Below are 14,581 nucleotides of genomic sequence, written 5' to 3' on the forward strand. Positions count from 1 at the left end.
TGCTTATCTACTTGAGAAAAATTTGTCTAAGAAAAATTATTAAAAATTCACATTTGAAACTATATCTAGTATTTTTTGATTTCCCCAAAAAAGTGGACCTTTCATGAGCTTTTGATTTAAGTATTTAATCTCTTTCGTATCATCTCTCAAAATAATATTTCTACGGTGGCACAGGATTGTGCCAGCAGCAATATCCCAAATCATTTTTTTTCTTTTCGTAACAACAAAATTACATCCTCCGGCGGCAAGAAGTGCTAATTTTAAAGCAATGCTACCTTTCGGGGTCAAGATAAAATCTGGAAATTTTAGTATTGGAAACATTCCTTTTGAAAATTCACTTCTAGAAATAAGGCCACAATAGAAACCATCGATAATATTTGGAGGTTGAATAAATTCATCTGCTGTATTTAAGCATAATCCACTAAAGGGGTTATAAAGAAAAGCATGATTCTCACGGTCTGCTATTTCAGCACTATTCATAATTGCAATACTTACAGAACATTCATCTAACCCTTTTGTTAACCCCTTGGTTCCATCAATTGGGTCGACAATTATTGCCGGGAACAATAAGCTTTGATGTTTTTCTTCAGAATAGTAATTATAGTGAGCAAATTTAGGTATCTTTGAGAAAAAATTTTCTATGAGATCAGACAACCCTAGATCGATACATGTAACTTCAGAGCCATCATCTTTTAAATTGGTATGAGACTTCTTTTCTCCTGTGTAATAAGGACGAATATAATTTATAATTTCAATTTTTAGTTTTTCAAAGATTTCATTCATTACTCTTCCAAATTTAAGATAGTAATTTAAATAATATTTTTATTCGCCCTTCAAGATGAGAATCTAGAAGACAAATCAAAATGTAAACAAGATAAATCATATTTCTCCTCGATCTTAACCTTGAAATCGCTTGGAAGATCAGTTCTAGTGGAACGAGTGAGAATAAAGCAAGGTACCACATAAGAGAAAGTCTTCCAAAAATTCGATAATCAAACATTAGAGAAGACAGAATTAACACCGTCGTTACAATTAACATTTCTTTTAGTCTATCAACCCGAATATTTAATCTTCTTAAATAAAATAAATCAGAATTAAATATTTTCAAAAATGTTAAAGGAACACCGATAAGGTGCAAATAAAAGAATGCCTTTCGTCCAAGTACGTCTAAATATATGTTTACGAAATCTAGTCCTGCAGCATCTTTCAGAGAAATATTGTCATAAGATAATAATACATATCCTACAATCGAGGCAAGGCCAAACGAAGAATATTTTAGAACTCTTTTTTTAAACCATTGTGTTTTTTCACTTAAGAGGATGTTATAAATTATTAAAAATAACGCTGGTACGTAGAGGGAAACTTCAATATTTAAAATCACTCCATAGAGAAAAACAATTCCTAAAAAAAGTCCTGTCCTATAACTTGAACTTTTTACGACCCATAAAACAGTCCATATCATTAGCAAAGAATGACTCATTGTGAGTAAATGACTAAGATCAAAAGAGAGAACTTTTGAAAATGACCATGATGAAATAGTTGCAAAGACCCCCAGGATCGCCAACCTTCTCGAGACAAAAAATCTAAAAAAAGCATAAAGTGTAATAAAAAATAACCCACCACCAACAACATAAAAATGAAGTCCCCATGCCAGTCGCATAAGTTCAGAATATTTAAAAAAGGGATAATAGTTTACGGTCATAAAATTCCAGTAAACGTTTGATAAGGCCTGCGAATGGTCATAAAAAAGTTTAAGTGCTCCAATCGAATTTAAAGTAGACATAAGAGGAGTCGAGATAGCAAAGACCAATGCAATCAATGTAAGAAGTGTTTTTTCGAAAGAGTCCAGATATCTATATTCATTAAAATTTGAAGAAACAGACTCTTGAATTATTTTTCCTCTTGTTGGCCATGAATAGAAAAGTCCTAGAAAAACCCATGTACTCCAAAATATGTTATTAACCCATTTTGGAGGAAGGAAATTTACAACGTTAAAAAATAATATAAAAAAGATCATCCCTGTTGTTATTCTGTAAACAACTCTATCAATTGACGAGTTCACACGGTAATAGATCTTTAAGCGGTGATCTAATTCTTTTCCGAATAAAAACCACTGTCCAATCATAAAAGCTATATAGAGAAGCATTAAGACACATTGGGCGACCATGCTTAAAGACGTGGCCTTTTGGAGCCAAACAGGAATTAAGAGGAATGAAAAATATGTAAGTGCCCGATATAAAAAGAATTTTGACTTTATTAGTAATATTCCAGACTTTTTAGCTAAAGTAATTTCCATAATACCCGATTATTTTAATAGGGGATGCAAGATCCCTCAAATTTTTCCTTGAATGATAGGCCAGTCCCCAGCTGGCCTAATTTCATTATAGCATTAATGTAATAACTTATCAGCAATACTTGCCGGGAGAATTTGGCCTGCGGTTAATGACCCGGCGTGCTAACATAAGTATGTTAGTGCTATGGTATACATAGCTTAGTCAGATCATGGAGGAGATGACTTGAGTATTTCATTTGGCTCAATTAATACAGGACTACCAAAAGACATCGTCCAACAGATTATTAAGGCCGAACAGATCCCTATTGAGAGAATGGAAGCTCGTAAGTCAAAAATTTCTGATAGGCAGACACTTGTCAATCAACTAGGCCAACTAGTTGAAGGTATAAGAGGAGATGTCTTTGCAAACTCAGACGACAGATCTTTTAGAGAATTTTTAATAAACACACGTGACGATATAATTGATGTGTCATTTGATAAAAGTAGAGTTCAACCAGGCTCTTATCAGTTAGAGGTTGTCCAAATGGCCAGAAAGTCTTCGGCCATGACCTCAGGCTTTGAGGATCCTGAAAATTCATATGTGGGAGTGGGATATATTCAGTATAGGCTACCAAATGGTGATTGGAAGGATGTATATATTGATTCTTCAAACTCTTCCTTGAATGATATAGCAAAATTAATAAATCGAGATACTTCTAATGGAATGAGGGCGAATGTTATTAATGACGGAAGTGGAGGTAAATCTCCGTGGAGGTTGTTACTTAGTTTGGAAGAAACTGGTGATCAAAACCTAGCGGACTTCCCTTATTTTTATTTTGTGGATGGTGAACAAGATTTTTATCTTGAAAAAGAAAGACATGCCCAAGATGCAATTGTTAAAATTGATGGCTTTGAAGTTGAATTTCCGACAAATACGATTACAGATGTCATTCCAGGTGTGACATTTGATCTTAAAAAAGCAGCACCAGGAGAAGAATTTTCTCTTAAGATCGGAGAAGACTCGAGCAAGATAACTGAAAAAATAAGTGCAATGGTTGATAAAATCAATGAAGTACTGCAGTTTATCAAACAGCAAAATACTCTTGATGAAAATTCTGATACAGGAAAAACTCTGGGCGGAGATATTTTACTTCAAACTATAGAGGGGAAAATACGATCTAGTGTATTTATGCCTGTTGAAACAGAATTTGGAATGCGAAGAGTATCCGATTTTGGTGTTCAATTTCAAAAATCTGGACTTCTTGAACTTGACGATAAAAAATTTGAAGAAGCATTAAAGAGCAATTACAAAATGATATCCCAAGTAATGGTTGGAAAATATGACATTGAAGAGGGAAAAGTTAATGGTTTTATAAATAACCTGGCAGATGCAGTAAATAGCATTTTAAGATTTCCTGATGGAAGTATTCAACTAAGAAAACAAAGTTTGAGATCAAATATTGAACAAATTGACAGACAGATAGAGCAAAAACAGAGAAATATTGCGAAAAAGGAAGAACAGCTAAAAGATAAGTTTGCGCGTCTTGAAGGTACAATTTCAAAAATTAAAAACCAGGGTGCTGGACTAGCAGGTCTTGGATCAGGAACAGATAACTTTGTAACACAACTAGGATAATCAATACGGAGGGAAAATGAGTTATGGATTAGGGGCATACAAAAAAACTTCAATCCACACGGCCAGTAAGGATCAAATTTTACTCATGCTTTATCAAGCTGCAATTAAAAATTGCAAGAAGGCCATGGAAGCAATTGACAATCATGAACTTGCTAAAAAAGGTGAGCATATTGGTAAGCTTCAAGACATTGTGATGGAATTAAGTAATAGTTTAGATTTTGAAGTTGGTGGAGAAGTCTCACAAGAATTGGCCTCACTATATGACTTTATACTTCATGCAAGTACACAGGCCAATATAAAAATTGACAAAACTCCTCTTATTGGCTGCCTTAATGTTCTCAATACTCTCTATGCAGCTTGGGTAGAGGCCATAAAAACTCTTACGCCAGAAGATAAAGCTAAATTACAAAAAAAATATGCGGAATGATATGGAAAATCAAATATTTAAATACTTGTGCCTTCTAGAATACCTTTTAAACAAAACAAAATTTTGCCTTGATCATTTTGATCAATTAACAGAAAAACAAATTGAGTATGAAATTGATAATAGATCCAGGATTATTAATCAGCTCCATATGGTGTCGGGTGAAATTCAAAATATCATAAATTCACAAAGTTCAAAAATCTCAGAGGATCAATTCACTAGGAATTTATTAATTGCTTTTCAAAATGACAGTGAATTACTCTACCATGATATTGATTATCTCGATCGCTGTTTAATTGAACGTTTAGAAAATCAAGCAGACCTAACAAAAAATGAAATAAAGCAAACATTTATCTCTAGTAACCGACTAAAAGGTTACAATCTAAATCAGACTAGATAGAGCTAGTTTTCAAAAAGATGATTGACTTTAATTCGCAGACATGAGGAAATAGTAGGAGTAAAGATCAATGATTGATCTTTTCTTTATTCAATATTCTTTCAGGAAGAAAGTAATATGGAAAGCAATAAAAAACATCCCATCGATCTAGAGGTTTCAATGAAATCAACTCATCAAAATGACTATTTGATTAAATTTTCAAAAACAGAACATGAAATTCCTGTCTTGGCCGGAGTCCACCTACACTCCATTTACAATCCAATAAAAGAGGCCCAAAAGTTTATACAAACGAATTTAGAAATCATAAAGAAAAATCATAAATTTCTAATCTTAGGTTCTGGATTTGGTTACCATGTAAGAGAGTTGATCAAAGTTGCTTCTGAAATTCACCAAACCTATCAAATTGTTGTGGTTGAACCAGAAAGAAGAGTACTTGCAGACTGCTTAAGAATTTATCCAAATAGAGATCGAAATGTAGCTTATTTCTGTGAAGAAAAATTTGAAATTCTTTTCAATGATCCAATATTTATCGAATTTCTAACCTCTCACCCTTCAGTAATTCCACATCCTGCTTCATTTAATTTACATTCAGAATATTTCAAAAATTTTTTATCGTTTGAAGCAAAAAACGACGTTGAATCTATCTCATGCAAGCTTAAAGATTCATTTCTGATTGAATATTTAAATACTTTAGAAAAAGATGTTGAATTAATTGAGGCCATTGATCAGCATTTTAATTCAAATCAGAAATTAAAGTCCCAAGATTTCTTTTTTCAAGCATTTTCAAAGTTTGTTCAAAACGAAGGAAGGTATATCAATGAGTAGAATACTAGTTATCAACCTCAGAAGAAATGGCGATATTTTTCAAATGTCTCATTTTCTTAGCTCACTAAAGAATCGATATCCAAAAAGTGAAATACACCTTCTCATTTATTCTGAATTCAAAAGTGCAACCAGTATATTAAATAACATAAATCATATACATAAAATAGATCGCAAGAAAATTTTAACTTATTACAAAAACAAACTCTTTTCAAACGCTTTTACATTAAGAGAATTCAATGAGGATCTCAAAAAAATAAGAATCACCAATTGGGATAGAGTGATAAATTACTCAAATGACCATATATCAACACTTCTAGTTTCTTCATTAAATGCAAATTTTAAAGATGGAATCTATATTGATGAAAACCACACTATAAAATATTCTAGTGAATGGTCAATATATTTGAATGATATTATTCCTTCTTACAAATACTCCCCTATCTCTCTAGTTCAGACTCATCTTGGAGTATTGGATCTTGAGATGGAATATTTTTCTGAAAAAATAAAACTTAATCCAGAGTATAACCAAATTGCATTTTCAAACTTTACTAAAATAAGAAAGAAACATAATATTCCTCCAGAATGTAAATTTATTGGTATTCAACTTCTATCTTCTTCAAGAGAAAAAGATATTCCACCAAATACCTTGGTAGATTTTATACAGCTTATTTACAGATCAACTAAATTTTTCCCAATTCTCTTAATTGCACCCTACGAAAATGAAAGGGCCTATGCTAACTCAATTGCTAAAGAATTGGAAAACGATCCAATAATTGTAGAGGCGACCTTCGAGGCCCTCCCTTCAGTTATCATGAATTTAGACTGCATTGTTACTCCAGATACTTCTGTTAAACATCTTGCCGATTTGACAGATTCAATGATCATTGAAGTGTCTACTTCCAAATATACACCAGTAATGTACGGGCCAACTAGACCAGGTTCACTCATGCTCTCTCACCAAGAAAGCATGGAAAAAATAAAGGCAATGGACATTTTTTATGTTTTAAATGATGTCTTTTCTGATGATAAGCTAGACTATCACTTCTCAGCAGGAATTACACTTTATCAGATGTTAGCTGATGAGCTTGGCCCATTTTATAAAATTCTTAATGGACAGTTTAACTCACAAACTGCTTTGTCTATACTCTTATCCAGAGAATTCTTTAGAGTCTATTATCTCACTCATGATAGCACATATATTTCGGAGAAAAACTTATCCATTATACATCCTAAAGTTATAAAGTCATGGTGTAATCATCAAAAAAACGTTTCTCATGAGTGTTTAAAAACGTTGTTGTCATGTCTAAGAGTGACCAGGCAAATGTCAAAATCAAATATTTTGAGTCCAAATGAATTTATAACAAAACTATCTGAGCTATTAGACTATGCAGAAAGTAATATGCTTATTGCAATTCCTGTTATTAGTTTCAGAGCAAAAGTCGATTCATTAGATAATAATGAAAGAACTAATCTAAAGAGAGTTGAAACACTGCTCTTTACATTAAAAGCTGATATCCAAATTATCCTAAACATAATCGAAAGAACTCTAAGGGTAATAGATGTTCATAAAAACTTGGAGATTGTTAATGAAAATAGAAGAAATAGAGAGACTCAACAAGAAAACTGAGCAAATTGCAATTAAATTAGATAAACATGAATCATTAACAGAAAAAGATCATAAGCTTCTATTTGCAGCTCTGATAATGAGAGAAGAAGAAAATGAACGTAAATAATTCAAAAATTGCTTTTATTCAACTTGCTCGTTTTGGTGACATTGTTCAATTAATTAATGCAGTTCAAGGACTAAAACAGTCCAATCAAAATCTTGAGCTGATATTAATTTGCAGGACACAATTTTATAAACCACTTAAGAGCATAGTTGATCAATATTTTGATAAAGTTTTTGACATAGCCACTCATGAATTTTTACTCGAAGAAAATTTAGAGGGAATAGAAGAAACAATTGATACTTTTTTGAATACACTTAACAAAGAACAAATTGATGTATTAATTAATTGCACTTACTCTGAAGCTTCAAATTACCTCACTGCTTTGATACATTGTAACCACAAACTTGGGCCCTATTATAATCAATCAAATCAACTCATTATAAAAGATCACTGGTCAAGATTTATTTACTCAAACGTCCTTGAAACTAAACTAAACCCCTTTAATATAGTGGATATTTTTAAAAATATTATTGGCCATAGAAATAAAAACTTCAACACAACAAAAACATTCACAGATTTAAAAAAAATTACAGTGGCCATACACCCGCATGCGAGTCACACAAGAAAGATCTGGCCGTCACACAAATGGACAGAAGTTATCTATCAACTTTGCAAAAACTCAAATGTAGAAAAAGTACTTTTACTTGGTTCAGATAAAGATATTTCAAGAACTCATGAAATTTTATCATCGCAATTGGTAGATAACTATAAGTCTAAAATTATAAATCACACTGGCAAAATAAGCGTTGTAGACACACATCATCTTTTTCAAGAAATAGATTTATTTATTGGGCATGACTCAATGGTGTCTCATATTGCCGCACTTAATAAGGTTCAAACCCTTACGATTCCTCTTGGCACAGTGAGACCAATTGAGACAGCGCCATATCTTAATGGTGCCGTTGTCGTTTCCCCAAAAACGGAGTGCTTTCCTTGTTTTGCAAGTCAAGCTTGTGAATTTCCGGCCTGCCATAATGATGTTTCGCCCCAAGCAGTTTCGATCATTGCTAAAAATATTATTGATCATGGACAATTAGATTTTGATGCATTATCAAAAGATTTATCAATATTTCACTCTTCAAGTATTGATGTAAACGTCGTTCATTTCGACGTTTTTGGTCTCATGTATTTTAAAAGATCTAAGGAATATGAATACGATTCGGTTGAAATTCTTCGTTCTTTTTATAAAATGGCCTGGTATTTCATTTTCAATGATATTGAATCAAACATTCCGTTTCCACACATAAGTTCAACTGTTTACCAAAAACTTTTCTCAACAGTTGATGGACTCAAATATCTATATGAACTTTGTGAGTTCGGGAAAAAATATTCAAAATTTATTTTAGAAGAACTTACTTTGGATGATTCAAATTTAGAGAAGATCAATGAATATTCAAAGAAAATTGAAGAAATAGATCTAATGCAAATGGCCGTTTCAAATCAGTACCCACTGCTCAGTCCTATTTCTAATTACTACCATGTCTCAAAGGGTCAATTGCCAGGCTCTACTGTTGTAGAACTGTCACAATCAAGCTTTTATTTATTCCAAGAATATGCATCCGTTGTTTCTGTGATGTATGACCTTATTGAAAAAACACTTCAGAACTATAAAATTAAAATCAATAATTCTCGACCGAAGGAAAGATAAAATGCAAGAAGTAACTATAGACAACTCAACTAATTTTGCAAATAGTATATTTATTGAAGCAATAGAAGTATTGGATAAATCTATTCACAAATTTTTAAATGATATTGAACTATTTAACCAATTCGTCAACGAAAATAAAATACAAAATGCACAAAGTACTTTTCACAATATGATTTTAGAATTAGAAAATTTTCTTCCACTTTTAGTCTTATTAAAATCAAATCTAAAAGAATATAAATCTCTTACGGCCCTGATAAAAGAATTCAATGCTTTCGAAATAAATGTGCTTGAAAATCTAAAAAAAATATTAGTTGCTAGAGAAAATAACGATCTTATTTTGCTTTGTGACTTGTTACAGTATGAAATGAAAGATAGTTTTGATTCATGGCAAAAGGAAACCCTACAGAAACTTTACCATCATACTCTCGATATCAACGAGAAATAAATTCCAATACTAAACATTTTTTTCAATCTCTTGATGATTTTTTTAAGTCTGATACAAATTTCAAAAATTCGGCGTTAGAAAAAATATTAAAGAATCCAGATTTATCAGTTCAAAAATTTCTTAACAAGATTCTATGCTCTAATGAACTTAGAAGTTATCAGACTATACAAATTCTCGTTCATAAAAAAGGGGAAAGAACTTGTAAAAATTTTTCCTACTCTAGAAATGGAGAATTTACCTCTAATTTAAAAGAAGTCTCTCAATTTTCTTCATTATTTAGTACTTTAAAAAAAAGTAAAAACAAAATATTTGATCAAACATCATTAAATAATTTACTCATCTCTTCTATCGGGACATTTCTAGCAAAAACTGCAAATTTTTCTGATCAATCTATTATTCTTGCACTATCAAGAAATGATTTTTTAAGACCAACTCCAGAAGAAATAAATTCTTTTAATCAATTCAGCTATCTTATCTGCTTTCACCTTTCTTCAATTTTTAGAAGCTTTAATTTTCTCAACTCTCTGGAGCTCTTTACAATTCTAAAAAAAGAATTAGACTCTGGGCCAAATGGCATTTTTTCTGAAATTAAAACATTTGCACCAGAACTCTACCATTTTGAAAGATTACAAGTTCTTGGTGAATTGTTAAATACTCTTAAGCATGAGCTATCAAATCCATTGTTTGGAATAAATCTCACTCTTGAATTGCTTCAACATGAATTTAGTGAAGAAACTGAAAATGATATCTTATCACTCATGGATAATTGTCAGAGATGTGAAAAGATTATTGAGGACTACTCAAAAATTTATTCAAACTCTTCTATCCACATAAAAACTTACTTAAATGAAATAATTAGAAACACAATTACGTTAACGAAAAGTTTTACAAAACCCAGTTCAATTGCTGTTATCTATCAAACTGATATTTTAGATGAATTTACAATTAACACTAATCCTACATGGCTCTCTCAAGTTTTTTTCAATCTTATTATTAATGCGGCCCAATCTTTTGAAAGTATTGAAAACAATAAAAATAAAAGTATCTATATAAAATCCAAATTTTCATCAGTAAAAAATCAAATTGAGATCATTTTTGATGATAATGGCCCTGGGATTCCTGATGAAATTATCGATAAAATATTTCAACAATTTTTTACAACTAAGCCAAATGGTACTGGTTTAGGCCTATCTGTGTGCAAAAATCTGATTAATAAGCTAGATGGTGATATTTTACTAGAAAAAACGTCATGTTTAGGTACTATATTCAAAATTACTTTACCAACGAATTTACAATAAATTGCTTTATGGATGTCCTATTATCTAAACATTTTTGTAATGAAACTATTCCAATTCTTAAATTTATAGATTTTATTAGACTTTTCCTAACAGCAAGTCACCTTCGATTTAACCTCACTTGCTGGATAGATAAATTCATTTTTAACACTACGCGGATGCTTTTCAGAATACAGGTACATCTCTATCTGTTTTCAGCAATAAGTATCTCCCTTCCCAAGAAGAAATCACGGAGATAAAAGGATGAAAGATTTCTTAATCATTGAAGATGAGTTACTTATTTTGCGTTCTTTAGAACGACTACTCAAAAAGTCAAATCATTCAGTTGACACTACAACCAAAGGTTTTGAGGCCATTAACTTAATTAAAAAAAACGATTATGATTGTATTGTTTGTGATCTTATGCTCAAGGATACAACTGGTTTTGATGTCATTGAGGATGTAATTTCATTTAAAGGAAGAAACTATATTCAAAATCGATTTATCATTATGACGGCCTATATTTCAGAGAAAGTTCTTGAAAAAGCGCACTCATATGGATGTGAAGTTCTATCTAAGCCATTCAAAGATCTCAACTCTGCACTTGAAATTATGAAAAAAGGTATAAAAAATGAAAAAGAACTCCAAGAGTAAAATCAACTCAGTAGGCATCATTTTAAAGCCAAGCTATGTTGATCTCTATAATACAGTTATTCCAAATTTAATTAATTGGTTAATGAGAAGAAAAGTCACCATTTTATTTTCAAAAAATGAGCGGCCTAGATTAGAGAAAATTCTCAGAAAAAATATCAAAAACGTAAATTTAGTAAGTGATTTAGATTTATTTCAGTCCACAGACCTTATTATCACCCTAGGAGGAGATGGCACACTCATAGGAGCTTGTCGTAATATAAACAAAAACTCTCCACCCATCTTTGGAATAAATATGGGTACACTTGGGTTTATTACTGAATTTTCTAAATCTGACTTCCATGATGATTTAAACAAAACTTTGAATGGGAAATATACAATTCATAAACATTCTCTGTATCAAGCAAAAGTCATAAAAAGAAATAAAACTATTTATAAATCAATTTTTGTAAATGATGCCGTACTTAATAAACATGAAATTTCAAGAATGTTTACCGTTAACGTAGAGATTAATGACGAACATATTTATAATCTAGCAGGAGATGGAATTATAGTAAGCTCCCCCATTGGTTCTACCGCGTACTCTCTGGCCGCTGGAGGGCCTATTATTAGTCCAAGTGTAAATTCATTGGTTCTAACACCAATTTGTGCCCACTCGTTGACGCATAGACCACTTGTCATAAATGACAAAGGGGTCGTCTCTTTGAGACTCATTTCAAAAGAAGATAAAGTTTCGCTAACTCTTGATGGACAGAACACTTTTAATATAGATTCACTAATGGTCGTTGAAATTTCTAAGATCAAAGGAAGAGCAATTAATTTAATACAAAATCCAGATCGAAGTTATTTCCAAATTTTACGTGAAAAATTCACCTTAGGAATGAGAAACTGATGAAAGATGATGGACTTTTTATAGATCAACTCTATCTGCAAAACTTTGCAACTTTTGAGTCTGAGCGAATTTTTTTCGGCAAAGGAATGAATGTCATTGTTGGAGAGACAGGTTCAGGAAAAAGTTTAATTTTGGATGCATTGAGCATTTTATTTGGAGGACGAGCTGAAAAGAGCATGATTAGAAAATCAGCTGAGTTTTCTGTTCTTGAAGTAAACTTTCATGTAACTGATCTTTCTGTATGCGATTATTTAACCCGCATTGGACATCCTGTACTTGATAATCAAATTATCATTAAAAGAATTATTCATAAAAAAACGGGTACAAAAACTTTTTTAAACCATCAGGTTTGTACATCGGAAAATCTAAAAAAATTTTCTCGCCGTTTTGTAGATCTCGTCGGACAATTTGAAAATCAAAAACTCCTCTCACCTAATTATCTCCTTAATCTTGTGGATAAGTTTTCTAAAAACGAAATTTCATTAAAAAAATACCAACATCTTTTCTATGAGCTACAAGAAGAAACGAAAAGATTTAATTCTTTAAACGCTGACTATCTTAACGTTGAGACAGAAAAAGATTTTCTCTTATTTCAAAAGAAAGAAATTGAACTTGTTTCTCCTGAAATAGATGAAGATATTCTTCTTGCAAAGAAAAAAGAAGAACTATTGCAACAAAGGAGCAATACTCAATCAATTGAAGAGGCCATAGATTTTCTTTCAGGAGATAATGATTATAATATTTTAAATCAACTGAATTCTTTAAACTCAATATTTTCAAAGTTAGATGACTTAGGAAGCTTTAAAAACAAACTGATCGAAATACAAGCAGCTCTTGAAGATCTCTCTTATGAATTAGCAAAGAATCTTAGAGAATCAGATCATGATGAACAAGAATATATTCACATAATAGATCGATTGGATTCAATTCAAAAAATCAAAAGAAAATATGGCCCAAAACTTTGCAACGTGCATGAAAAACTCATTTTAATTGCCTCGCGCTTAAAATATTTAGAAGATTTAGAACATTCTATTAAAACGTCACAAAAAAAGATTTTAGATCTTAAAAAAGAAGCTTTTGAAATCGCGGAAAGTTTACATCATTCAAGGCTTCTTGCCGCTGAAAAACTCTCAAAACTTCTCACAAAGGCAATACAGAGTTTAAATATGTCTGGAGCTACACTAAGGTTTGAAATTTTAAAAAAAGAAGAATTGAATATTTCAGGTTTCAGTGAATTGGATTTTTTTGCTGAAACAAATCCTGGAGAAGGAGAATTTAAAGTAAGAAAAACTGCTTCAGGAGGAGAACTCTCAAGAATTCTCCTGGCCCTAAGACAAATTTTATCTTCAAAAGATTCTGTCTCAATTTTTCTTTTTGATGAAATTGACTCTGGAATTGGAGGAAAAACAGCAATTTGTATAGGAAGTTCACTCCATACTGTTTCAACTCATTCTCAAGTTCTTGCGATCACTCATTTGCCACAAATTATTAAGTTTGCCGGGCATATTATCAATGTAGAAAAAACAAGTATTGGAAAAAAGGATAATCAAAGAACTATTTCCAAAATAGACATCGTCAAGGATAAGAATCAATTTATCAATACTATTACAGAGCATTAAAACTCTATTTGTATGAAATGCTCCCATCATCGTAAAAGATCACTACTTTTTCACGTGGGAATAGACCATTATTGAGATAAAAGCTGTTATTATATTCAAAATTTTCTTTTATATGCGAATGTCCTGCAAAAAGATAATCAATTCCATTTTCTTTTGCAAAGTCCATCAGTTTTGTTCTGTATTTTTCCTGAACTTTGTGGTCAATACGATCACTATATCGATCTTTATTTCTATTTCTTGAGTTTTGGGACATTCTGCCCCCAATTCTTTCAACATCTTTGAACACAAAAAAGATTTCCAGCATATATTTCATAAATCGACTCGACAAAAAACGCCTCCATGAAACATACAAAAGATCATTTTCTACAATAAGATCTCCATGACAAAAAAATAAAATTTTATTCTTATCCTTAATCCAAAAAGAATCTTTACGTAGAATAATCTGATTTGAAGAACTCATTTTTTTTAACAGGCCTTCAAAATGAACGTCATGATTTCCTTCAATGAAAACAATTTGAGTTCTAGCACTAAGTGTACTGATTAATTCGAAAAATTCTGAAAATATTTTCAAATATTCATCATAACTTCCAATTAATAAATCAAAGACATCTCCTAAGAAAATTAAAAAATCAAGTTCTAAGGTTAGTCCTTCGGTAAGCTTTGTCATTAATAAATTATAGGTATCTCCTTTTTCATAGGAGATATGGCAATCTGATATGGTCATTATTTTCATATAATCTTTATATGAGAATACAGATGTTTAAGCAA

Annotated in this window: 15 protein-coding genes; 12 read left to right on the forward strand and 3 right to left on the reverse strand. The window is 31.4% G+C overall.

Annotated features, from left to right (window positions below):
- Positions 1-39: 39 nt before the first annotated feature.
- Both H6622_02685 and H6622_02690 read right to left on the reverse strand, forming a co-directional pair.
- On the reverse strand, positions 40-783 hold the full coding sequence (locus H6622_02685) for a hypothetical protein (protein ID MCB9060412.1): 744 nt from the start codon (positions 781-783) through the stop codon (positions 40-42).
- 13 nt (positions 784-796) lie between these two features.
- The gene (locus H6622_02690; GenBank protein MCB9060413.1) at positions 797-2,296 is read right to left on the reverse strand and encodes a hypothetical protein; all 1,500 of its coding nucleotides are present in this window, start codon (positions 2,294-2,296) and stop codon (positions 797-799) included.
- Between the two features lie 220 nt (positions 2,297-2,516).
- Between H6622_02690 and fliD the strand changes: the two genes are divergently transcribed.
- The 12 genes from fliD (at position 2,517) to H6622_02750 (ending at position 13,813) form a co-directional block, all read left to right on the forward strand.
- On the forward strand, positions 2,517-3,908 hold the full coding sequence (fliD, locus tag H6622_02695) for a flagellar filament capping protein FliD (GenBank protein MCB9060414.1): 1,392 nt from the start codon (positions 2,517-2,519) through the stop codon (positions 3,906-3,908).
- 16 nt (positions 3,909-3,924) lie between these two features.
- The gene (gene fliS / locus H6622_02700; protein ID MCB9060415.1) at positions 3,925-4,335 is read left to right on the forward strand and encodes a flagellar export chaperone FliS; all 411 of its coding nucleotides are present in this window, start codon (positions 3,925-3,927) and stop codon (positions 4,333-4,335) included.
- 1 nt (position 4,336) lies between these two features.
- Complete coding sequence (locus H6622_02705; GenBank protein MCB9060416.1) at positions 4,337-4,732, forward strand: hypothetical protein; 396 nt, start codon at positions 4,337-4,339, stop codon at positions 4,730-4,732.
- A gap of 114 nt (positions 4,733-4,846) precedes the next feature.
- Complete coding sequence (locus H6622_02710; GenBank protein ID MCB9060417.1) at positions 4,847-5,554, forward strand: hypothetical protein; 708 nt, start codon at positions 4,847-4,849, stop codon at positions 5,552-5,554.
- Positions 5,547-7,181: a glycosyltransferase family 9 protein gene (locus tag H6622_02715; protein MCB9060418.1), complete on the forward strand. Its 1,635-nt coding sequence runs from the start codon at positions 5,547-5,549 to the stop codon at positions 7,179-7,181. Before H6622_02710 ends, H6622_02715 begins: the two co-directional genes overlap by 8 nt.
- A complete protein-coding gene (locus H6622_02720; GenBank protein ID MCB9060419.1) occupies positions 7,141-7,287 on the forward strand; it encodes a hypothetical protein in 147 nt (48 codons plus the stop codon). The genes H6622_02715 and H6622_02720 overlap by 41 nt, the downstream gene beginning before the upstream one ends.
- Complete coding sequence (locus H6622_02725; GenBank protein ID MCB9060420.1) at positions 7,274-8,932, forward strand: glycosyltransferase family 9 protein; 1,659 nt, start codon at positions 7,274-7,276, stop codon at positions 8,930-8,932. The genes H6622_02720 and H6622_02725 overlap by 14 nt, the downstream gene beginning before the upstream one ends.
- Position 8,933: 1 nt before the next feature.
- On the forward strand, positions 8,934-9,377 hold the full coding sequence (locus H6622_02730) for a hypothetical protein (protein MCB9060421.1): 444 nt from the start codon (positions 8,934-8,936) through the stop codon (positions 9,375-9,377).
- Positions 9,317-10,675, forward strand: coding sequence for a HAMP domain-containing histidine kinase (locus tag H6622_02735; GenBank protein MCB9060422.1), 1,359 nt, complete (start codon positions 9,317-9,319; stop codon positions 10,673-10,675). The genes H6622_02730 and H6622_02735 overlap by 61 nt, the downstream gene beginning before the upstream one ends.
- 240 nt (positions 10,676-10,915) lie before the next feature.
- Positions 10,916-11,305 (forward strand): response regulator, encoded by a 390-nt coding sequence (locus tag H6622_02740; GenBank protein ID MCB9060423.1) that lies wholly within the window; start codon positions 10,916-10,918, stop codon positions 11,303-11,305.
- Complete coding sequence (locus tag H6622_02745; protein MCB9060424.1) at positions 11,283-12,194, forward strand: NAD(+)/NADH kinase; 912 nt, start codon at positions 11,283-11,285, stop codon at positions 12,192-12,194. Before H6622_02740 ends, H6622_02745 begins: the two co-directional genes overlap by 23 nt.
- Positions 12,194-13,813: an AAA family ATPase gene (locus H6622_02750; GenBank protein MCB9060425.1), complete on the forward strand. Its 1,620-nt coding sequence runs from the start codon at positions 12,194-12,196 to the stop codon at positions 13,811-13,813. Before H6622_02745 ends, H6622_02750 begins: the two co-directional genes overlap by 1 nt.
- 4 nt (positions 13,814-13,817) lie before the next feature.
- Here H6622_02750 and H6622_02755 read toward each other — a convergent pair whose 3' ends face one another.
- Positions 13,818-14,546 carry a metallophosphoesterase gene (locus H6622_02755; protein ID MCB9060426.1) on the reverse strand — a complete coding sequence of 243 codons (729 nt, stop codon included), beginning with the start codon at positions 14,544-14,546 and terminating at the stop codon, positions 13,818-13,820.
- Between the last annotated feature and the right edge of the window lie 35 nt (positions 14,547-14,581).

This window comes from Halobacteriovoraceae bacterium, from assembly GCA_020635115.1.
GTDB lineage: Bacteria > Bdellovibrionota > Bacteriovoracia > Bacteriovoracales > Bacteriovoracaceae > JACKAK01.